Below are 22,893 nucleotides of genomic sequence, written 5' to 3' on the forward strand. Positions count from 1 at the left end.
GGTCACTCGACGGCGGGCAGCCCGCCTCGGCGCGCGGTTTTTGCACGGCAACGCCGTACCACTGTGCTCTATCGCGCGCGATCCGACGGCGGTACGATTGCGAGGTCATCAACCCTTGCCAGAGTCTTCGCCGGAACCGCATCAAAGAGGCGGATCGAAGGACAAATGATGCGGTGCACAGATTTGGCGCGCGGTGTGCCGTTGAAATTAATTTCGGCGTCAAGCGTTGCGTTGACGATCTCCGGGACGACGTCATTTCCCAAGGCTTGGATTCTCAGGAACAAAGTGCAGCAGCAGAAAAATGTTTGATCTATCCGAATATCAAATCGATGTCCAAAACGTGTTCCGCAACGCTTCCCCCGCGACGCTTTACGAGGAAGCCTTACGCTACGAGAACCTGGCCACGCTGGCCGACACCGGCGCGTTGATCGCCTATTCGGGCGACAAGACCGGTCGCTCTCCCAAGGACAAACGGATCGTCGAACACCCCGAGTCCTCCGACGACGTCTGGTGGGGCAGCGTCAACATCGGGCTGCACGAGAACGCGTTTTTCGTCAACCGAGAGCGTGCGATCGATTACCTCAACACCCGCCAGCGACTGTATGTCCTGGATGCCTTCGCCGGCTGGGACCCGAAGTATCGCATCAAGGTCCGTGTGATCTGCGCGCGTCCCTACCACGCCCTGTTCATGCACAACATGTTGATCCGGCCGACCCGCGAGGAATTGGCAGACTTCGGCACCCCCGATTGTGTGATCTTCAATGCCGGTGCCTTCCCCGCCAACCGCTACACCACCGGGATGACGTCCAAGACCAGTGTGGACCTCAGCCTGGAACGTCGCGAGGTCGTGATCCTGGGCACGCAGTACGCCGGCGAAATGAAGAAGGCCGTCTTCACGCTGATGAACTACCTGATGCCACGCAGCAATGTGCTGCCGATGCACTGCTCGGCGACCTCCGATTCCAAGACCGGACAATCCTCGGTCCTGTTCGGACTCTCCGGCACCGGCAAGACGACGTTGTCGGCCGATCCCAATCGTGACCTGATCGGCGACGACGAACACTGCTGGACCGATGACGGCGTGTTTAATATCGAAGGGGGTTGTTATGCCAAAGCGATTTACCTGACCCGTGATGCCGAACCACAGATCTTTGACGCGCTACGGTATGGGGCCGTGCTGGAAAACGTGGTCTACGATCAAGCCGATCACCACGTCGATTTCGCCAACTCCAGCATCACCGAAAATACACGCGGTGCCTATCCGATCGAATACATCTCCAACGCCAAAATCCCCTGCATCGCCGGGCACCCGACCGATGTGATTTTCCTGACCTGCGACGCCTTCGGTGTCCTGCCGCCGGTGAGCAAGCTGTCCCCGGCACAGGCCGAGTACCACTTCATCAGCGGTTACACCGCCAAGGTTGCCGGTACCGAAGTCGGCGTCACCGAACCCGAAGCGACGTTTTCGCCCTGCTTCGGCGGCCCGTTCCTGGTCTGGCATCCCGGCAAGTATGCCGAACTGCTTTCCAAGCGAATCACGCAGCACCAGGCCCACGTCTGGCTGATCAATACCGGTTGGAGTGGCGGGGCCTATGGCGAAGGCAGCCGGATGAAGCTGGGATACACGCGGGCGATCATCAACGCGATTCACTCCGGTGACCTCAAACACGCCCCGACCGAAACCGAGCCCTGCTTCGGTTTGGAAGTCGTCACCAAGTGCCCCGGCGTGCCCGACGAGATGTTGATCCCGCGCAACACCTGGAGCGACCCGGCAGCCTATGACGCCACCGCGGGGAAACTGGCGGAGCTGTTCCACAAGAACTTTGTCACCTACGCCGATGGCGTCAGCAAAGCCGTCCGCGCCGCCGGGCCGCTGCTGCACCAATCGATCGTCGGCTGATGTCACGCGTGTTTCATCGTCCGATGGCCGCCAGCTCAGAACTTGACACCTCGCGATCTTGCGACATATGATAGGCAACGACCGCAGAGGAAATGTCATGCCCAGCAAATCGACGTCGAACCGTTCGACCAAACCCCACGGCAGCGTTCAAGCATTCGCTGACGCCGCCGAGTGCCTGAAAACACTCGCCCACCCGGTCCGGTTGCGGATCGTCCAGCTGTTGCTCCACGGTCGCTACACCGTGGGCGAATTGGCCGAGGATTGCGAGATCCCCGACAACGTCGCGTCGGAACACCTGCGGTTGCTCAAACGCTGCGGGTTCCTCAACAGTGAACGTGAGGGACGGCGGGTGTATTATCAAGTCGCCGAACCGCACTTGGAACAATTGATGGCCTGTGTCGAAGGGCGTTTCTTGGAACCGACTGGCAAGCGGCGCTAGCGGCCCCTTTTTTCCCGAAACGCATCGTCGACTCGCGATGTTTCGCTTCTTCGTTCTTCACCGTCGACGGAACCCCAACCATGAAGATCGTCATCATCGGCGGCGTTGCCGGAGGCGCCTCGGCGGCCGCCCGCGCCCGACGTCTGTCCGACCAAGCCCAGATCGTTGTGCTCGAGCGCGGCGATCACCCTTCGTTCGCCAATTGCGGCATGCCCTATTACGTCGGCGGAGAGATCCAGTCCCGCGACAAGCTGCTGGTCGCGCCGATCGAAATGCTGCGTCAGCGACATCGGTTGGACATCCGCACGCGGTCGGTAGCCATCGAGCTGCAACGCGGCGAAAAGCGGGTGCGGGTGCGTGACCTGGAATCGGGCAACGAGTACACCGAGTCTTACGACAAGCTGATCCTCGCGACCGGGGCGTCTCCGGTTCGACCACCGATCGAAGGCATCGACGGTCCACGGGTGTTGAAGTTGCGGGATCTGGCCGATGCCGACGCGATGCGTGAGCACGCGATCGGGGGAGCCACGCGCGCCGTCGTCGTCGGCGCAGGCTTCATCGGCATCGAAGTCGCGGAGAACTTGGTGCGCCGCGGCATCGAGACAACGATCATCGAACTGGACAATCAACTGCTGTCGCCTTGGGATCGCGAGATGATCGCGCCGTTGGAATCCCACGTTCGTGATCAGGGCGTCCAAGTCCATTTGAGCGAAGCGGCCCAGCGGTTCATCGATTCGCCCGACGGGATTGAGATCGGATTGCAGTCGGGCGCGTCCTTGCATGCGGATTTTGCCGTGGTTTGCGTCGGCGTCCGGCCGGAAAGTGGACTCGCCAGCCAGGCCGGGCTCGCTTGCGGGCCACGCGGGGGCATTGTGGTCAACGATCACATGCAAACCGACGATCCCGACATCTATGCCGTCGGCGACGTGACCCAGGTTTCCGACTTCGTCACCAAAATGCCCGCCCAAATCCCCCTCGCCGGTCCCGCGAATCGGCAAGGCAGGATCGCGGCCGACCACATCTTTGATCGCCCATCGACCTATCGCGGCACCCAGGGCACCGCGGTGGTCGGCGTGTTCGGCAAGGTCGCTGCGATGACCGGACAGAGTGAAAAGGCGTTGCTGCGTGACGGTTCGCGATACGAAAAAATCTACATCCATCCGACCGATCATGCCGGATACTATCCCGGTGCCGAGGGCATGACGTTGAAGCTGTTGTTTGATCCCGATGACGGCGCGATCCTGGGCGCCCAATGCGTCGGCGGAAAGGGTGTCGAGAAACGCATCGACATCATCGCCATGGCGATCCAAGCCGACATGACGGTGTACGACTTGGAGGAATCCGAGCTTTGTTACGCGCCCCAATTCGGGCACGCCAAGGATCCGATCAACATGGCCGGCTTCGTCGCCGCCGGAGTGCTCCGCGGCGACCAACCGATCCTTCACGTCGATTCACTCGTCGATTGGTTGCACGACGATTCGCGCGAATCCCCCTTCCTGTTGGACGTGCGCAGCGAGAGTGAATTCGCCGCCGGGCACGTGCCCGATGCCACCAACATTCCGATCGAACAACTGCGCGAACGTCTCGGCCAGCTCCCCCGCGACCGCCCGATCGCCGCCTACTGCAAAGTCGGCCAACGCGGCTATTTGGCAACCCGCGTCCTGTTGCAACACGGCTTCGACGTGGTCAACCTTAGCGGCGGATACACGCTATGGTGTCGCTACCAACACGGAAACGCCTGACCCCTTCCCTCTTCGCAACCTCCCTTCTCCCCCAGAGCCCCCCATGAAACGAGCTGCACTTCTGGTCTTCACCGTCGCCCTTTCGTTCATCATCGCCGAACCCTTGTTGGCTCAAGGCGGCACCGGACAGGGGAAGGTCGCCAAAGCAACGCCGGCCTATCCGTCGATCCAAGGGCATGGATCGGTCGTCCGGCTGCCCCAGGCGGCGCATCAGCCGCGTTCGGGAACCAAGTTGCTGGTCGATGTGACGCGTGGCGGTGATCCGGGCAAGTTGAATGGGGCGATCGAAAAGGTGGCCAAGTACGTTAACATCTATGCCGGAGCCGGCGCGGAACCGGCCGATGTGAAAATCGCCGTCGTGTTTCATGGCGACGCGACGCTCGCGGTGCTCAATCCCGATGCCTATGCGGACGCCTTCGACGTGAAATCGAATCCCAACTTGGATTTGTTGCACCAGCTGCATGAATCGGGGGTCGAACTGTATGTCTGCGGCCAGTCGTTGATCTCCAAGGGATCCGCTCCCGACGACGTCGCTGCCTTCATCGATACCGCCGTCTCCGCGCTGACCGCCGTCGTCAATCTTCAATCCGACGGCTACGCCTATCTGCCGCTGGGGAATTAATCGTCCGCTGCAGCTTGGTTGCCAACTGCAAGGACTCCTCGCCTCGTCCACTACGGAGGCCTGCCACATGATGGACGTTCGATCAGTCCCATTTCACCGGACGACTTGATCGCACACCCCCCGAACGCTAGACTAATCCACTCTCCAGAGTGGACCAGCATCGAATCAGCCAAGGGGACGCAGCATGAGCATACCAATCAAGGGCACCGCAACGACCACCTGTGACTTGTTGTTAGCGACGGACTACCGGGGAGGCCAGCGGTTGCGGCAGACCGTTGTCGGCGTGGGGGAAGATCTGACGCGAACGGTCATCCGCGTCGTTCCCAGGGGCGCGAACCTGATCGGCGTCAAACCCAACGCCGCGACGTTCATCTCGAGTGTCTCGGTCACCCCGATCCAGAACATGTGCAACTTCAACTTGCGGATGCGGCGTTTCCAATTTGGCCGAGCCGCGTTGGGCGCCGATCACATCGAATTTGCCGCCCTCTCACGCGGCGACGTCCGCTCGCGGATTCGCGTTGTGACCACGCTGACGACACTCAGCACGGAGGCGGTTTCCACGAAAACCTTGACGCGCGCAGATGCGTTTGAATGTTTTGTCAACGCAGATGCGATGACGAATCTGACATTGCCTCGGGCCACTCGGGCGAACGTCGGTCTGGAGTACTTTTTCGCGGTCAACCCAACCGTCGATGGTGGGACGCTGAAAATCTCCTGCCAGGGCCGTGACGCGATTCAAATCAGAGAGTCTCAGAAACTTGATCCGGTGCAAATGGTCGGGGGCAGGCCGACCAACGGAGTCGTCGACGCCCCGGTCGTCAAACGGGTGGTTTCTATCGAAGCGACCCGAACGGAAGACCACAAGAACCGAACGTCGGTTGTGATGGTGTGCCGTGCGCCCGGAGTCTGGGTTGCCGAAAACCCAGCCGCCCAAGCGGTACCGCTTGGCGAGACAGGCGCCATCGATCCCCCCTATCATTCTCTCTGGACGCTGGGCGACTCGGCTGAGGCACCCGATGATGAATCCGAGGAAATATCATGAAGACACCTGACGAAGAGACCGGTCAGCCGCCGGAGCAAGGCCCCGAGACGGAACCGGATCGCGTGATGGACGATTTCAGCGAGACGGTCGACGGCACGGTCGATGCCCGTTCGGCCAATGCGGCGGCCCAGCAGAGCTTTGGCAGCCCGCCGCCGGGTGCGGAATACGCGTACGGCATCTAGATGACACCCAAGACCGTTTTGCTGGTCGCCGGCTCGGCCGGTTTCTCGACCCGTGATGTTTGGGAAGGCTACCGCGCGGGGCTGGCCCAATGCGGCGTGAACGTGATTCCCTACGCGACGTTCTCGATGCTGCGCGTGCTCAGCCACGAAGCGGTCGGCAACGACATCATTGGCAAAGCCCATGACGTTCGCAACGGCGTCGATGCGGTCGTGTTCATCGACGGCATGCACTTCAGCGGCGAGCGGGCATGGGTGCCGGCGACGCTGCGCGATTCGAACATCCTGACCGCCGTCATCAAGACCGACGACCCGTATTGCCCGATCGCCGACACACAGCGGCTGTACCATCTGGTTTGTACCAACGAGCTGTACCAAAAGCCCGACGCCGAGGCCTACCTGCCCACCGCCACATTAGCGGCGCCGGAAATTTCTTCACTGGTCGGGCAAGACCCCGAAAGCGATATCGTTTTTATCGGCACGCTGTTCGAAGACCGAGTGGCGACGATGTTGAAACTTGCCGAACATTGCGAGCGCCGCGGACTGCGGTTTCGCATGGCCGGCAACTTTCCCGCCGATACGACACAGTTCAAACGGATTCCAGCGGTCGATTTTTCCTCCGGAACGGTCCGGCCCGACGCGAAGTGGCGGATGTACGCGGCCAGCAGATTGGTGCTGAACCTGTTCCGTGCGGCCGACCAAGCGGTCTCACCCAGCCCTCGCGTGTTCGAAGTCACCGCGCTCGGTGGCCCCGCGTTGTTGACCGGGGTGCGACGCGACGAGGTGACTCGAATCTTCGGCGATTCGGTCTATCACTTCGACGACGCCGATGAATTGTGTCAACAAGTCGATCGAGCGCTCGCCAATGATGCCGACCGTCGCAGCCGTGTCGCACAAGCCAAAGCGATCACCGACCAGGCACACTTGTACCGCCACCGCAGCGAAACCCTGCTTAAGTTATTGGCGCGCCAGCGGGCAAGGCAGACGACTCTTCGCGTGACCTCCGCCACGCCCGATGCGGCCGACAGTCCTGACGAATCGGGAGCCACGATCCAACCCGGTCGAATTGCCGAAGAGCGTTTGGCGTGGCTGATCGGTTGCGGTCGAACCGGATCGACGTGGTTGTGCGAGATGCTTGACGCGTTGCCCGAGATGCGAGGTTGGCACGAACCCTATTTCGGCCGTTTGGTTCAACACCTGGCCGACCGGCCGGACGAACGCAAACGCCCCACCGCCTTCTTCTTTGATGGCAACGGGAAAGCCGGCTTGCGTGCGATCCGGGCAGCGTTCTATGAAGTTGCAAGAGAACGCTATCCGGGGTTTGGCGTTGAGACGTTAGTTGTCAAAGAGGTCAACACGCCTGAATTGTTTGCGATGGTCGAGGAACTGTTTCCGCTTAGCCGAATGTTGTTTCTGGTCCGCGATCCGTTCGACGTCCTGGACTCCTACATCGACATGCGTCAGCCCGGCAGTTGGAATCGAGCGTCCCATGACCGGGCGTCCAGCGACCCGAAACATTTGGCGGCGCACATCGCCGGTGCGTTCGGCCGCGCGGCCGACGCCTTTGACGCATTCGAGCCCTCTCAAAAGCTTCGGGTCCGGTACGAATCGATGATCGATGACACGGCAGGTGAACTGGTTCGGATCGCTTCCTTCTTGGGGACGCCAGCCAACGTGGATGCAATCGATCGCGTGGTGGATCGGTTTCGTTTTGACCGTCACAAAGACACCGGACCGGGAGCATTTCGCCGCCACGGCCGTCCGGGCGTCTGGCGGGATTCGCCGCATTTTACCCGCCAGGTACGAGAAATCGCCGAAAGCATCTTGGGCGAATTGCGGGATCGATTCGGCTACACTGAATCGTCTCCGCACTAATGCCCGCTCCCACCGCTGTAACCCGCCATGCCAGCTAAACCGAGCCACGACGACGATCCCGGCGATCCCGGCGATCCCGGCGATCCGGAGGTCGAGGGTCAATCGACTTTCTTGCACGACAGCGAACTGCCCTCCAGCAGCGAAGATTTTGTTGATCTGACCAAGCAGACGCATCGCAATGTCGACCAGCAACAGGAGACGCTCAGCCACGCCAGTGATTCGCTGCTCGGAGAAACCATCACACTCAACGCGGACGGCGACCATGTGCTGGGCAACTTCCGCATCCTCAGCAAGCTCGGTTCGGGAGGGTTCGGGACCGTCTACAAAGCCGAAGACGTGCGGTTGGAACGATTGGTCGCGATCAAAGCCGCGCTGCCACGTTCTTCGGACGGACGCGATGGCCAATACAAACGCGTCATTCACGAGGGCCGCGCGGCCGCCGCACTGGATCATCCCAACATCGTTTCGATCTACGATGTGGCCGACCTGGACGGCAAACCGTACATCATCTCGCAACTGATCGACGGGGTGACGCTGAAGGAGTGTCTCACGTCGGGGCCGGCCAATCACACGTGGACCGCGGAGATCATGGTGTCGATCGCCCGGGCGGTCGACTATGCCCACGGCAAGGGAATCATTCATCGTGATCTGAAACCCGGCAACATCCTGTTGGACCAGGATGAAAACCCATACGTCAATGATTTCGGCATCGCCAAACACAGCGACAGCGACGAGACGATTTCCAACGAAAGTTCGATCATCGGCACGCCGGCCTACATGTCGCCCGAACAAGCCGCAGGGCACTCGCGCGATGCGGACCGCCGCAGCGACATTTATTCCCTGGGCGTGATCCTGTACGAACTGGCGACGGGCGAAAAACCGTTTCGCGGCAGTTCGCGGATGTTGATCCACCATGTGATCCACACCGATCCACAGCCCCCGCGGATGCTCAATCAAAGCGTCCCCCTGGACTTGGAAACCGTCTGCTTGAAGTGTTTGGAAAAAGACCCCGATCGGCGTTATCAGACTGCTGCGGATCTGGCCGACGATCTACAACGGATCCTCAACGGTGAACCGATCCTGGCGCGGCCCGTGTCAGGGTTTGAGCACTTCATTCGACGCTGCCGCCGCTATCCCGGCACGACCGCAAGTGTGGCCGGATTGATTGCCGCGATCGCAATCGGGTTGGCCGGGGTGACATGGCAATGGCGCCGCGCCGAGCACAATCGGCGCCAGGAAGTGATCGCCAGGATAGAAGTCGAACAATCGCGAGAAGAACTCAAGGAGGAGGTCGCCTATTCCAAACAGATGCTGCACGATGCCGAATCGAAGTTGGCGTTCCAATCGATGACGGCCGGTGATCATCGTCTGGCACAGCGATCGCTCAGCGTGCTGCGTCCACTCGGTGACGTGGAGTTTCACCTGCTGCGAAACATCGAAAGCCGCTACGTAGAGATCCTGCGTCACATCGAAATGATCACCGACATCGCGATCTCCGACGACCAGCGGCTGATCGCCGCGACGGGACTGCGGACGCTGTTGGTGTGGGACACCGAAACCAAACGAATCGTATATCGTTTCCGCGAAAAAGGAAAACAACTCCGCTGTGTTGATTTCGCCAAATCCAGCCATCGCTTGGCCTGGGGCGGAGAGCTGGGGCGGGTCTATTTGAAAACGATCGGCGCCGCGACAACGCCGATGCGAACCCTGAACCACGGATCGCCGCTGGAAGTGATCCGCTTTTCCGACGACGGTTCGAAACTGTTGTCGGCCGGTGAAAACGGAAAGGTTGTTGTCTGGACGTCCGATTCCGGAGCCAAGGACGTTGCCCACTCGGTCACAACCTCTACCATCCTTGCCGCCGATTTCCTGGGCCGCGAGGGAATCCTGACCGGCGATGAAAGCGGGCGAATCATCCGCTGTGACCTTCCGACGGGGCGTTGCGAAGAGATCGCGAAACACGCGTTTCCGATTCTGTCGCTGGACACCAGCGCCGACGCCACGCGATTTGCCGCGGGGACGCATGACAACCGGTTCATGATCGGAACCGTCGATGATCCCGAATCTGTTCAGCGGGTCCTGACCAGGCATGGTCCCATCATGGACATCGAATTCTGGGACGAAAAAGACGCTGTCGTCACGAGCAATCTGTTCGGCCAGTTGGGCGTTTGGCGGCTACCAGAGTTGGCCGTCCGAGAGCGCCATCACTACATTCAGGGCGTCGGGCACTTTGCCATCGCCCGGGGTTCCAATCGACTGTTGCTCGGCGGCGGTGATGGCGTCGTCGTCTCGATCAACGTCGACGGCATCCGGCCCGATGTCGTTCTATCCGCCCGTGGGGCGATCACGGATCTGGCACTCGTCGATCAGTCCATCGTGGTCTGTCATGCGAAAGGGCCGGCCAGCCTAATCCACCGGGGTTCCGGCCGAACGCTGCGAATGATCCCCGGCGAAACCGATTCTCCACCCGGCAATCACTCCCTGCCGGAGACTCTGACCTGCGTGGCGTGTTCGCCAGACCCGAAGCGGATCGGCTTCGGCACCAGCGACGGGCGGATCTTGGTGTGGGAATCCGACACCGGCGAAATTCGCTTGCACGGCACCGCGAGCGACAAGTCGATCGCTCAAATTGAACTGGCCGCGGACGGCTTGAGCGCCTGGACGGGTGGATTCGACGGTGGCGTGCGGCATTGGGACCTGACCAAAGCCGACGCCAGCACCGGGGTCGTGGCCCTGGGCGGCGTCGTTCGCGGATTGCGATTATCAGGCGACCGGCGGCGCGTTGTGGCTGTGTCAGCCAACGGCGTTGCCACGCTGATCGACGTGGACGGACAAACCGAACTCGCGCGCGTTGAACTCGGCAAATCATTGCACTGCGTCACATGGTCCGGCGATTCGTCCCAGATCGCGATCGGTGACGCCCGCGGAACGGTGCATCTTTACCCGAGTGACCTGTCGGCCGTCGCCAGCACCATCGAGGTGCACACCGGCCCGATCAGCTCGCTCGCGTTTTCAGCTTCCGGCCAGCGAGTCATCACCGTCGGCCATGACCAGCAGATCGCGTTTTCCAATCTGGTGACCGGCCGTTCCGGGGCGATCGTCGAAAGCGGTCATCCGGTAAGCATTCGTGATCTGGCGCTCAGCGACGACGCCCGCTGGATGGTCACCGGCGACGTCGGCGGCAACCTCCGAATCTGGTCGGTCGCAAAGTGACTGTACAACGGTCCGATCCAACAAGGCTCGTTCGATCTGCGCCGCTGAAAAGATTCGAATCGAATACCCGGCCCAACCGATCGGTTCTTGTTGTCTTAGTCGTTCCAGTGGCGCCGAATCAATTTCCGCAAATTTTCCTTGGCGATTGAGCTGATGACTTCACTTGATCCGGCGGGGGGGCGCGTTATACTCCATGCTTGGCAAGGGGCTCGATTGGTGTTGCATCGTTCGGGGTACGGCGGTTCGCCGGATCTCGGTATTGGACAACGTCGGTGGTGACTCCCCTGTTGCAGCAAAACACTCCGCCCACGCGATGTGTCGTCCAGCTTGATCCCGCCACGCAATCAAACACCATGCGAATCCGCCTACTGACATTTGACGTGTCACCTCGAATCGTGCTTTGTGCTCTGCTGGTTCTTGCCTGCGTCCCCCGCGGAAATGCCCAGACGCTCAAGGACGTGCCCGCCGAGTCCATCACTGCCGAAATGTTGTGGGATCGCTGGGTCGAGAATCAGCAGGGGCGACTGAACTTGCCACCGCTAAAACTGGTGATGACCCGCAAGGCAATCCAGATGCAGGATCAAGGCATCGATCATAAGCAGATGGAAGTCTATGCGGCACCGCCAGATTATCTGGTCACCCACGGAGAGTATGTTCCCACCGAAGGAAGCCAACTCGACCGAGTATACAGTCGACCTGGCGCGTGAGAGAATCCCACCCGCCTAGCAAACGTGCCAAAGACTTCGGCTTTGCCCGCCTTTCGAATTATCCGGTTGCCGAGGGACTCAAGGACACAACGCTCAACAATCTTTTCGAATCGGAGATCCTTTCGCGATCGCCGGGCGTGATCAAGGTACAGTTCACACCGCTCAATGAAACGGCGCGCGACATCGGTGATCCGGACCTGGAATCAGAGGGCATGACCGTCGTCTTTGAAAAAGACTCGGACTGGTTGCCTACACGTGTGGATCGCAAGTTGATTTGGGTGAACGCCGACTACCCGAAAAACATGGGGATGAGGAATGTCGACCACATTCTGATGAGCAAGTATGTGTGGCTGTCGGGCGTTTGGGTGCCCCGAAACTATGTCGTCGCTGGAAGTCTTGATGGCAATTGGAAACGCGGTGACCGCGCGGTGTTTGAAGTGGACATCTCGGAAGTCAGCTTGGTCAGCGAAGACGAGGTGAAGCAGAAGGCTTCACTCGAATACTGGAATTTGCCCGATCATATCCAGCGATCCAGTCTTCCGATTCGTGCAACGTTACTCGGCGTCGTCGTGGTTGCCACTTGCTTGTTCTTTGTCGGTCGGAAGATTCGATCCCGATCCAAGGCGTAGGAGTGAAATGTAATGGGGCTACAGTCGAATGTCGGGCGTCGAAATTGCCACCGGCTCGGATTCACTTTGATCGAATTGCTCGTCGTGATTTCAATCGTACAGTATCGATCTAACGCTGCATCAAAACCTGGGCAATCGCCGGGACGGTGCGGAAAGCGGGTAAGAAGATGATGGAGGTAAGGAAATAATGAAATGCACTAGAGGTGCGATTCCGCCAATTTTCCTACCTCCAAAATTTTCCTACCTCTCCCCCCCAGCTGTCTTGTCCTGTCGATTCGGTGAACCTCGGCAGCGGGAGGGCAGAATGATTCGGGGCAGAATGATGAACCGCTTGTAAGCCAGGGTCAGAATCCCCGAACAAATGACAGGCAGAGTTTTCTGCCACAATTACTGGCTGAAACAACGGCAAAATCTAGCATCACACGGTCGCGCCGGTCGGTTTGTGAGTTTCCGCGTCGTGCGTGGTAAGATAATCGCGAGCGGAAACTGATTGTCCTTGCGTGGCGATCGTCCCAGAAATAGAAACACTCCCGGCGAGCGAGTTCTCATGGATCGGTGGTTTTGCAGAGATCTCACCATGGTTCGTGCTGTGCTGTTGACCGCGTTGACGTTAGCGCCAAGCTTGCGATCGGTCGCCGATGACACACTTGGCAGTCTACTGGAACACCATTGCCAGCAGTGCCACGGCGCTGACGCCCCGGAAGCCAATCTTCGATTGGACAATCTGGATTTTTCGCTCGCGCCTGACTCGACTGAACACTCTGCTGTGGGGAAGTTGTTGGCGAGGGTGTACAACGCAGTCGACAGCGGTCAGATGCCGCCCGAGGACGCCGAGCCTCTGGCGATTTCGTCGCGACGGCAGTTGCTCCGCCTGCTCCGGAACCGGCTCCTGGAGGTCGCGAAACACTCGCCCGAGCCAGCCCCGCATCGGCGTCTGACGACTGAAGAGTACAACTTCACACTCAAGGCACTTTTTGACGTTGACGCCGAGTTCGCTGACCTGCTTCCGGCGGATCCGATCTCTGAATCGGGCTATCGAAACGCCCGCTCTCAGCTTGGTCTGTCGTCCCTTCAGGTCGAGGCCTATTTGGACAGCGCCCGCCGCGCGGTCCAGCGTTATGTGCGATCTGGGCCGATCGAAGACGATGTGATCCGATACCACATCGAATTTGAGGACCTGTATTATGCAACCGGTGATCGCTACGGAACTCGCAAGCGTGCGCCCGTGGCAATTGATCGAGAAACCATGCTGGCACGCCGCGAACGAAATCTTGCTCAGACGCCAGCGTACGTTGACCCGTTGGGACCGAAGCGGCCGGGCGCCCATTCGGACGATGAAAAACTGCGTGCAGCGATTCCCAAATTGAATCAACAGTACGTCGCGATTCCCCGCCGGCTGCCGACCGGCGAAATGGTCGTCCGCGTGCGGGCCGCCGGAGCCGCTGACCGCAACGGTCGGTTCCCCCGCATGCGCGTCGAGGCTGGAATCACGCTCGGCGACGGTTGTTCGATTGACAAACGGTTGCTCGGCGAGACGGATGTCACCGCACCGCGTGACGCCCCGGCAGTTTACGAATTCCGAATTCGCCTGGAAGATGTGCCGACCAAAGGTCCGCAGCGTCAGGAGGAGACGTTTGATCGGCTAAGCGTGTTCGACATGGACCAGATTTTCATTTCCAACGTCTCGAGTGACCCTCACGCCGTCTTTGCGCTCGGCCGCGGAGGCTATGCCAATCCCGAAATCGGCTCTCAACGGATCGCCGATGCGATCCGAACGATGGATCAAGACGGCGTCAACTTTCTGATGCTCGATTGCATGGAAATCGAGATGTTTCCGGGCCATTCCGAATCGAAACCTTCCTATCGTTGGCAGATTCCCGGCGTTGCCGCAAACCAAGACGAAGCCACGATCGCAGAGCAACCGCTCGCCGAGTTCATGCGTCAAGCTTACCGCCGGCCGGTGACTGCCGACGAAGTGGCACAAAAGCTGAAACTGTTCCGCTCCTTGCGGACGCAGGGCTATTCGTTTGACGACAGCGTCCGCGAGACCATGGCGGCGACCCTCATTTCACCGGCGTTTTTGTTTTTGGAAATCGGTTCTCCGTCTCAAACCGGGCGGCAATCCGGATTGCCCAGCCCGTATCAATTGGCGTCGCGATTGTCCTACCTGTTGTGGCTGTCGCCTCCAGATGATCGCTTGATGAATCTCGCCAACGACGGCTCGTTGATGCAGCCCGACGTGTTCCACGATGAAGCGGAACGGATGCTCGCCGATCCCCGGTCTCGCCGATTTCTGGAAAGCTTTTGTCGCCAGTGGTTGCGTCTGGAGAGGTACCACAACATTGCCGTCGATCGTCGAACCTATCCTACGTATGACGATGACTTTGCCGTAGCGTCGATCCGAGAAACGATTGAGTATTTCGTTGAGGTGTTTCAGAGCGATTCGAATGCGCTGGATCTGATCGATTCCGATTATGCGATCGTGAACGATCGGTTGGCCGAACACTACGGACTGTCGACCCTGACGACGGGCGAGATGCGAAGGGTCACGCTGCCGCAGGATTCCGTGCGAGGCGGATTGCTGACGCAAGCGAGCGTGCTGACCCTCAACTCCGACGGTGTTGATTCTCACGCGATCCGTCGCGGCGTTTGGTTGCTGGACCGGATGCTCCATTCACCGCCGCCCCCACCGCCGCCCAACGTTCCCGCAATCGAAGCCGACGATCCCGATTTACAAGGCCTGTCGCTGAAAGAGAAGATCCAACGCCATCGAGAACCGGGAACCTGTCGCAATTGCCACGCAAAGATCGATCCGTGGGGCATCCCCTTTGAAAACTTTGATGCGACCGGTCGTTGGCGAAACGAGAGGGAAACGCTGCAGGGCGGCAAGCCGGTACAGCGGATCGTTGATTCGGCAACAGAGCTTCCCGATGGCCAGCGAATCGAGAACATCGTTGCGTTGAAACAGTACCTGCGACAACAACGAAGCGAGCAATTGACGGACGCATTGGTCCATCACTTGTTAACGTATACGTTGGGACGTTCACCCGATATTTCCGATCGGCAAGCCATCGACGCGATCCGAAAGGATTTCAAAGCATCAGGCCACACGTTGCGTGGACTGGTGCTGGCGATCGTCGACAGTGAACTTTTTCGGATGCAATAAACTTTCTGGAAGACCAGCAATGCGAACATCAAAACCCAGCTTGTCACGACGCCGGGTCCTGCGTGCGGCCGGGTATACGATCGCGCTCCCTGTGTTGGCATCGTTGCGTGACATCCCGTTCATTCATGAAGTGCGAGCAGCGGAACCGGCATCCGCAAGCCCGGGAACCCAACGCCGGTCGCCGAAACGGTTTTGTTGCATCTTTTTCCCCAATGGAGTCAGTCTGCCGCCGGCGGGGCATCCAGCCCATGACGACTGGCACTGGTTTCCCCACAGCGTGGGCCGCGACTACATTCTGACGCGCCCGCTGGAGCCCTTGAAAAAACTTCGCGACGAGCTGACGATTCTGTCCGGGCTTTCCCATCCCGCGATGCGAATGTCGATCGCTCATATCACCGCCGATAGCTTTTTGACAGGAGCCGATTCGTCGCGCGAGTACACCAACAGTGTTTCATTGGACCAGTTGATCGCCAAATACCTGGGAACTCAAACCCGTTTTCCTTCGTTGACGCTATCGAGTGACGGTGGAGTAGGAACGCCCGGCCGCACACAAACGCTTTCGTTCTCCGCATCAGGGCGTCCGATCCCGAGTCTTTCCAAGCCCCGCGCCATCTTTAACCGTTTGTTCGGCGTCCAGGAACAGACGCTCGCCGAACAACGCCGACAATTCGGTCGAGATCAAAGCATCCTCGACAACGTCTTGGAGGAGACGGCAACGCTCAGTCAAGGATTATCTGCGGCCGACCGCCAACGCCTTGATGAGTACACCACATCCGTCCGGGAAATTGAAAAGCGATTGACAAGCTCCGACCGATGGTTAGACATCCAACGGCCAAACATCGATCCGGCTGATTTTGAACTTTCCGCCACACCGCGCGATGACGTCGAGGAGTACATCCGCGTGATCTACGATCTGATGTACGTCGCGTTTCTCACCGATTCTACCCGATCGATCACCTACCAGATCACCAGCGAAGACGCCAAAGGCATCGGCGACCGTTTTCCCAGTGCGATCGGGCTGCCGGGACACCACTCACTCAGCCATGGAACCGGCAAAGAAAACGGTTACGAGAACTGGGCACGGTACGATCAATTCCTGACGACTCAGTTCGCGTACTTCCTTGAGCGTCTTCGATCGACCTCCGATCCGTTCCAGCAAGGCTCGTTGCTTGATCACAGTTGCGTCTTGTACGGGTGCAGCACCAGTCGCACCCACCAATCCGTCAACTACCCGCTGATCCTTGCCGGTGGCAAAGCGATGGGGTTCGACCATGGATCACACAAACGCTTCGACGAGTCGCGTTACCGCCTAGCGGACCTTTACGTCACTATTCTTCAGCAGTTTGGAATCGAAGCCGACCGGTTCGCCGACAGCTCGACGTCGCTGAGTGAGGTCCTGGACGCTTGACCGAGTAGGCGCGAGTACTCTACCGCAGCTTCGTGTTCGGGTTGGCCTGGATAGTCACCGTCCTCTCCGAGGTCGACGCGGGCAAAGCTTCGCTTTTTGGGGACGCCGAGTTCGGAGAACACGGCGACTCTCCGAACGCATCGGTCACCCGATAATTTGACGCTGACAGGGCACTAAAGTCTGCGCGTCGTTCCCTTTCCGCCCAGCGACAAAGCGAGCACCAGGACCAGGATCCCGCCGATCAATAGACCTCCACCGACGCCCAGGGCTTCTGCCGGCGAGGCGATGTAGAGCTGATGCCAATCCAGCGGACGCAGCTCGTCGCCGCGGATCATCGCCGAGATCGCCCAGATCAAAAAACCGGCCCCGGTGACAAACAGGGCCACCGAAATCACGCATGCCAGGATTCGGCCGACCCTGGGAACCGCCAACGCGACTCCGATGGTCGCCCCGATCAATCCACCCACGATCAAGCTGGTGATGTCAAATTGCATGGTTGAGTTTCCCGTTGTAATTTCGGTCGATCGCCATTCAGACGTAGCTACCTTTGCCAGAAGGTGGTCCACCCGAAGCGTTTGACGCTCCGCAGGCCGACTTCCACGCTCTGGCGAACGTCGCTACGAAGGCGGTGTTGCATCATCCGAATCAGGGCGTTTGGTCCGTTGCCGTACCACCGGGTAGCAGACGTAACACTTGTTCGACCTGGCGGAGGTTTTCTTGTGTCTCGGGTTTGGAAAGCAGTTCTAAAATCGCCGCCGTCTGCCGAAGCATCTCCGGCATCCGCGTCACCACCCCTAGGAACTCGTCAGCAACGCTTGCGCCCTCATCAAGCCGCTCGGCTGATTCATCGCCCAGTCGCTCGGCGGTGGCCCGATCCAGTTGAACCGTGATGCTGCCCTTGCCGTGGATCGTGCTGCCGAAGCCGAGATCCAACTGGAACGCACCGTCTAGCTGCAAGCGGATCGGAGTCTCGGCGGGCGCAGTCGTCGCCTGCTTGGGCCGCTTGCCGTGTCTTTTCCTTCGTCCACGCTTTTTCAATCGCTTTTCGTCTTGCCCTTCATCGGCCGGCCGGTCAACGGAATCGCGTTGCTGCGAGCCGTCTTGTGCGACGGCGGGGGCATGCATGGTCGCAACCGCCAGCGACAACATCCCGACCCAAAACACGATGCCGCGACCGCTGCAATCGCGCCCCAAGTCATCTTGTTGACGTTGTTTCATCTTCATCGTGCCCCACCGTGGCGTGTTGTCTTTCAGTCCAACAAAGCGGTCATCGTAGTCGAAGGTGGCGGGCGGTGCCGGCGACCAAAACCCGAATCCTGGCGCCCCCAACGCTCAACTTTGCGGTGCTGGCTTGAATCCCCCACACCGCTTGAGACGCAGTGATCCGGAAAATCCGTCACCTCGCGCGTGTAAAATATCGCAGAATCATTGCGCGATATCACATACCCTCGACGGCGGCGAAGCCTACACTAAATGTACTCCCACGGTTCCCCCCCCTTTTTCGATACCGTCACTGCGAATCGCTAAGCAGCTTGACCGGCGCTCCCATGAAAACTTTGACGTCTTTCGCTTGTCTCGTCGCCGCCGGCGCCATGTTCTTGGCTGGCAACGCACGCTGCGACGATCCCATCCAAGTCCTGTTCCTCGGTGACAACGGCCCCCACCAACCTGGCGTCCGCTTCCGCGAACTCCAACCGGTGCTGCAGACGCGTGGGATCGAGTTGACCTACACCGACCAGGTCTCGGACCTGACGGTGGCCAAGCTGGACCAATACGATGTGCTGGCGGTTTACGCCAACATCGACGAGATCGCAGCGGACCGGGCCGACGCGATTTTAGATTATGTCCGCGATGGCGGAGGCTTTGTCCCGCTGCACTGTGCGTCGTACTGCTTTCGCAACGCGCCGGAAATCGTCGCCTTGATGGGCGCCCAGTTCCAGCGTCACGGCACCGGCGTGTTTCGAGCCGAGGTCGCCCAGCCGAACCATGAATTGATGCAGGGATACGGAGGATTTCAAAGTTGGGACGAAACCTACGTGCATCACTTGCACAACGACAAGAACCGCACGGTGTTGGAGTATCGCGTCGACGAGGAAGGTCGCCAGCCTTGGACTTGGATCCGTACCGAGGGACAAGGCCGGGTGTTCTACACCGCTTGGGGGCACGACTCGCGGACCTGGACCAATCCCGGATTCCAGAACCTGGTCGAACGGGGGATTCGCTGGGCGGCCAAACAAGACCCTTCGGCGGCCGGGACGTTTCTTGACGACCAAGCCTTTCCGGTTCCGGGAATGACGAAGATCGCCAGCGACGCGCCAGGTTTTGACTACGTCGACGTCGGCGGCCAGATCCCCAATTACACCCCGTCGGCTCAGTGGGGCACCCAAGGCAAACCGCTGAACCTGATGCAGAAACCACTCGAACCGGAAGCGGCGATGCAGCATCTGGTCGTCCCCGAGGGCTTTCACGTCGAACTGTTTGTTTCCGAGCCGCAACTCGGTGGCAAACCGATTTGCATGGCCTGGGATGAACGCGGCCGGCTGTGGGTCGCCGAGACCGTTGATTACCCCAACGAGCTTCAACCGCCCGGCAAGGGACGCGACCGCATTCGGATTTGCGAAGACACCGACGGCGACGGCAAGGCCGACAAGTTCACGGTGTTCGCCGAGGACTTAAGTATCCCGACCAGCATCGCGTTTCATCGTGGCGGGGCGATCGTCCAGAATGCCGTCGAAACGCTGTACCTGAAAGACACCGACGGCGACGACCGGGCGGACGAGCGCCGGGTGCTGATTTCCGGCTGGGAACTCGGCGACACCCACGGCGGAGTCAGCAACTTTCAATACGGCCTGGACAATTGGATCTGGGCGATGCAGGGATACAACAATTCCCAGCCGGTCGCCGGAGACCAGAAAGAGCGATTCCGCATGGGTTTTTTCCGCATGCGACCCGACGGCAGCGCGATCGAATTCATCCGATCGACCAACAACAACACTTGGGGATTGGGGATCAGCGAAGAAGGCCTGATCTTCGGATCCACGGCCAACGGGTGCCCGAGTGTGTTCATGCCGATTGCCAACCGCTATTACGAACGGGTCCGCGGTTGGACGCCGTCGCTGACGCTGCAATCGATCGCCGACACGAATGATTTCCAACCGATCACCGACAAGGTGCGTCAAGTCGATCATCACGGCGGATACACCGCAGGTGCCGGCCACGCACTGTACACGGCCCGCGAGTACCCGCAGGAATATTGGAACCGCGTCGCCTTCGTCAACGGGCCGACCGGGCACCTGGTCGGCAGCTTCGTGCTCCGCAGCCAGGGCAGCGACTTCGAATCGACCAGCCCATTTAATCTGCTTGCCAGCGACGACGAATGGAGCGCGCCGATCATGGCCGAAGTCGGCCCGGACGGTCAGGTTTGGGTGATCGATTGGTACAACTACATCGTCCAACACAACCCGACGCCGGAAGGATTCAAGACCGGCAAGGGACGAGCGTACGAAACCGAATTACGAGACAAAAAGCACGGCCGGATCTATCGGGTCGTCCCGGACGGATCCGCCGGAGCCCCGGTGCCGGACTTGTCCAAAGCCGACGCCGCCGGGCTGGTCGCCGCGCTTTCGCACCCCACCATGCTGGTGCGAAAACACGCTCAACGGTTGCTGGTCGAACGGGGACAAACCGATGTCGCCGATGCGTTGATGGAACTTGTCGCTGACAAACAGACCGACGAAATCGGGCTGAACGTCGGCGCGATTCATGCACTGTGGACGATGCACGGGCTGGGTTTACTGGACGGAGACAACGACGCGGCGAATCAGTCCGCAGTTTCTGCACTCCGGCACCCTTCCGCCGGCGTTCGCCGCAACGCCGTCGCCGTGCTGCCCGAATCCGCCGATTCGGTCCAAGCCATCTTGGACGCCAACCTGCTGGCCGACCGAAACGCGCATGTGCGTGTCGCCGCCTTGCTCGCGCTGTCGGATTTGCCAGCCGTAGGCGGCGCCGCACCGGCACTGACCGCTGTGATGACCAATCCCGCGTTGATGGCCGATCGCTGGACACGCGACGCATTGACCAGCGCCGCGGCCAACCACAGCGCATCATTCTTAGAATCGCTGGCAACCGTCGGCGACGTGTCCGATCAAGCCATCCAGATGATCACCGTTGTCAGCGAACACCATGCGCGCGGCGACAATGAGGATGCGGCCGAATTGCTGGCCGGATTAAACGCGGCTAGTCCCGCCGTCGTCGAAGCGGTGTTGCAAGGGTTCAATAAGGGCTGGAAACCGGAGCAGCAAGTCGTGCTCGGCGATGAAGCGGAGGCGGACCTGGAGAAACTGGTCGATCGGATTTCACCGGGTTCCAAAGGCGTGTTGGTTCGATTGGCTACCCGCTGGGGCAGCAAACGTTTCTCGCGCTATGGCAAACAGATCGCCGACGGGATGATGGAAACGGTCCGTGATTCGGACGCGGCCGAGGCGGATCGAATCGCCGCCGCGTCACAACTGGTGGAGTTCATGCAAGACGACGAGGACGTCGTGCTGGACTTGCTGGACGAGGTCACGCCGCAAACGCCGCCGGCGGTTTCGTTGGGGATCATCGCCGCGCTGGAAAAGAGTCGTTGGGACGAGGTCGGGATCGAATTGGTCGACCGACTCGCCACGATGACGCCGGCACTGAAAAAGGCGACGTTTTCTCAATTGCTGAAACGTCCGGCTTCGACCGCCGCCTTGTTGGACGCTGCGGAATCGGGCGACGTCTCATTGGACGAATTGGCGCTCGACCAGAAACAATCGCTCGCCGCCCACCCCGACCGGCAACTTCGCCGTCGGGCCCAAAAGCTGTTCGAACAAGGTGGCTCGTTGCCCGACGCGGATCGTCAAAAGGTTTTGGACACCTATCTCGTCGCTACCGAAAAATCGGGCGACGCGGATAAGGGGCTGGCGATCTTCAAAGAACATTGTTCCAAATGCCACGTCCACGGAAACATCGGTGTCGCGATCGGGCCGAACCTGACCGGGATGGCGGTGCACCCCAAAAAGGAACTGCTGACCCATATCTTGGACCCCAGCCGAAACGTGGAAGGCAACTTTCGGGCGTACAGTCTGCTGAGCGTCGATGGGATCGTGCTGACCGGCATGCTGGCGTCGGAATCGCGGACCGCCGTCGAGCTTGTTGATACCGAAGGCAAGAAGAAGAGCGTGCTGAGGGAAGACATCGACCAGCTGCGGATGTCGACCAAGTCGATCATGCCCGAGGGATTCGAAAAATCAATTTCGATCGATGCGATGGCTGACTTGCTGGAATTTCTGACCCAGCGTGGCCAGTTCGTCCCGCTGCCACTGGATCGTCACGCCACCGCCATCAGCACGAAGGGACTGTTCAGCAATTCTGACAACGGCCCGGACCGGATGGTGTTTTCCGATTGGAAAGCGAAAACGCACAACGGCATTCCGTTCCTGTTGACCGACCCGCAAGGTACAAGCAAGCCGAACATCATCTTGCTGCACGGCCCCCGCGGCCCGCTGCCGCCCAAGATGCCCAAGTCGGTTTCGCTGCCCTGCAACAGCCCGGCCAAGGCAATTCATTTGCTAAGCGGTGTGGGCGGCTGGAGTTTCCCCTATGACCGCAGCAAGACCGTGTCGATGATCGTACGGTTGCACTACGCCGATGGTGAAGCCGAAGACCATGAACTGGTCAACGCAGTCCACTTTGCCGACTACATTCGTCGTGTCGATGTTCCCGAAAGCGAGTTCGCGTTCGCCCTGGGGAACCAGCAGATCCGCTATCTGGCCGTCGTCCCCAAGAAGCACGACGTGATCGAAACGATCGAATTGGTCAAAGGCCCCGACAGCACCGCGCCGATCGTGATGGCCGTCACCGTCGAATCCCCCGACGCTGAGCACTAAGCGAGGGATCGGCTTCCAGCCTGTCACGGCATTCCCACGCTCGCATCTGTCTTCGGATG

The 22,893-nt window shown here is 59.8% G+C and carries 17 protein-coding genes; 14 read left to right on the forward strand and 3 right to left on the reverse strand.

Annotated features, from left to right (window positions below; genetic code table 11):
• Positions 1-68: 68 nt before the first annotated feature.
• Positions 69-263: a hypothetical protein gene (locus H1B37_RS05190; RefSeq protein WP_182865570.1), complete on the reverse strand. Its 195-nt coding sequence runs from the start codon at positions 261-263 to the stop codon at positions 69-71.
• A 38-nt stretch (positions 264-301) separates the two neighbouring features.
• Here H1B37_RS05190 and pckA point away from each other — a divergent pair, with 38 nt between their 5' ends.
• The 13 genes from pckA (at position 302) to H1B37_RS05255 (ending at position 16,922) form a co-directional block, all read left to right on the forward strand.
• Positions 302-1,900: a phosphoenolpyruvate carboxykinase (ATP) gene (gene pckA, locus H1B37_RS05195; protein WP_182865571.1), complete on the forward strand. Its 1,599-nt coding sequence runs from the start codon at positions 302-304 to the stop codon at positions 1,898-1,900.
• A gap of 97 nt (positions 1,901-1,997) precedes the next feature.
• Entirely contained in the window at positions 1,998-2,339 is a 342-nt protein-coding gene (locus H1B37_RS05200) for an ArsR/SmtB family transcription factor (RefSeq protein WP_182865572.1), read from the forward strand.
• Positions 2,340-2,419: 80 nt separating this feature from the next.
• The gene (locus tag H1B37_RS05205) at positions 2,420-4,081 is read left to right on the forward strand and encodes an FAD-dependent oxidoreductase (protein ID WP_182865573.1); all 1,662 of its coding nucleotides are present in this window, start codon (positions 2,420-2,422) and stop codon (positions 4,079-4,081) included.
• Between the two features lie 43 nt (positions 4,082-4,124).
• Entirely contained in the window at positions 4,125-4,703 is a 579-nt protein-coding gene (locus H1B37_RS05210; protein ID WP_182865574.1) for a DsrE family protein, read from the forward strand.
• Positions 4,704-4,887: 184 nt separating this feature from the next.
• The gene (locus H1B37_RS05215) at positions 4,888-5,745 is read left to right on the forward strand and encodes a hypothetical protein (protein ID WP_182865575.1); all 858 of its coding nucleotides are present in this window, start codon (positions 4,888-4,890) and stop codon (positions 5,743-5,745) included.
• Positions 5,742-5,927 (forward strand): hypothetical protein, encoded by a 186-nt coding sequence (locus H1B37_RS05220; protein ID WP_182865576.1) that lies wholly within the window; start codon positions 5,742-5,744, stop codon positions 5,925-5,927. Before H1B37_RS05215 ends, H1B37_RS05220 begins: the two co-directional genes overlap by 4 nt.
• Complete coding sequence (locus H1B37_RS05225; RefSeq protein WP_182865577.1) at positions 5,928-7,799, forward strand: glycosyltransferase family protein; 1,872 nt, start codon at positions 5,928-5,930, stop codon at positions 7,797-7,799. It abuts the gene before it with no gap.
• A 27-nt stretch (positions 7,800-7,826) separates the two neighbouring features.
• Entirely contained in the window at positions 7,827-11,012 is a 3,186-nt protein-coding gene (locus H1B37_RS05230) for a WD40 repeat domain-containing serine/threonine-protein kinase (RefSeq protein ID WP_182865684.1), read from the forward strand.
• A 353-nt stretch (positions 11,013-11,365) separates the two neighbouring features.
• Entirely contained in the window at positions 11,366-11,719 is a 354-nt protein-coding gene (locus H1B37_RS05235; protein WP_182865578.1) for a hypothetical protein, read from the forward strand.
• Positions 11,716-12,348 (forward strand): hypothetical protein, encoded by a 633-nt coding sequence (locus H1B37_RS05240; protein ID WP_182865579.1) that lies wholly within the window; start codon positions 11,716-11,718, stop codon positions 12,346-12,348. The genes H1B37_RS05235 and H1B37_RS05240 overlap by 4 nt, the downstream gene beginning before the upstream one ends.
• Before the next feature lie 12 nt (positions 12,349-12,360).
• Positions 12,361-12,519 carry a type II secretion system protein gene (locus tag H1B37_RS34300; protein WP_353620782.1) on the forward strand — a complete coding sequence of 53 codons (159 nt, stop codon included), beginning with the start codon at positions 12,361-12,363 and terminating at the stop codon, positions 12,517-12,519.
• A gap of 406 nt (positions 12,520-12,925) precedes the next feature.
• Positions 12,926-15,514, forward strand: coding sequence for a DUF1592 domain-containing protein (locus H1B37_RS05250; RefSeq protein ID WP_182865581.1), 2,589 nt, complete (start codon positions 12,926-12,928; stop codon positions 15,512-15,514).
• Between the two features lie 19 nt (positions 15,515-15,533).
• On the forward strand, positions 15,534-16,922 hold the full coding sequence (locus tag H1B37_RS05255; protein WP_182865582.1) for a DUF1552 domain-containing protein: 1,389 nt from the start codon (positions 15,534-15,536) through the stop codon (positions 16,920-16,922).
• 173 nt (positions 16,923-17,095) lie between these two features.
• On the opposite strand, the gene H1B37_RS05260 is transcribed toward H1B37_RS05255, so the two are convergent.
• Both H1B37_RS05260 and H1B37_RS05265 read right to left on the reverse strand, forming a co-directional pair.
• The gene (locus H1B37_RS05260; protein ID WP_182865583.1) at positions 17,096-17,416 is read right to left on the reverse strand and encodes a hypothetical protein; all 321 of its coding nucleotides are present in this window, start codon (positions 17,414-17,416) and stop codon (positions 17,096-17,098) included.
• Between the two features lie 151 nt (positions 17,417-17,567).
• The gene (locus H1B37_RS05265) at positions 17,568-18,140 is read right to left on the reverse strand and encodes a hypothetical protein (protein WP_182865697.1); all 573 of its coding nucleotides are present in this window, start codon (positions 18,138-18,140) and stop codon (positions 17,568-17,570) included.
• A gap of 329 nt (positions 18,141-18,469) precedes the next feature.
• Here H1B37_RS05265 and H1B37_RS05270 point away from each other — a divergent pair, with 329 nt between their 5' ends.
• Positions 18,470-22,834, forward strand: coding sequence for a PVC-type heme-binding CxxCH protein (locus tag H1B37_RS05270; RefSeq protein ID WP_182865584.1), 4,365 nt, complete (start codon positions 18,470-18,472; stop codon positions 22,832-22,834).
• Positions 22,835-22,893: the final 59 nt, after the last annotated feature.

This window comes from Stieleria mannarensis (genome assembly GCF_014154935.1).
Taxonomy (GTDB): Bacteria; Planctomycetota; Planctomycetia; order Pirellulales; family Pirellulaceae; genus Stieleria; species Stieleria mannarensis.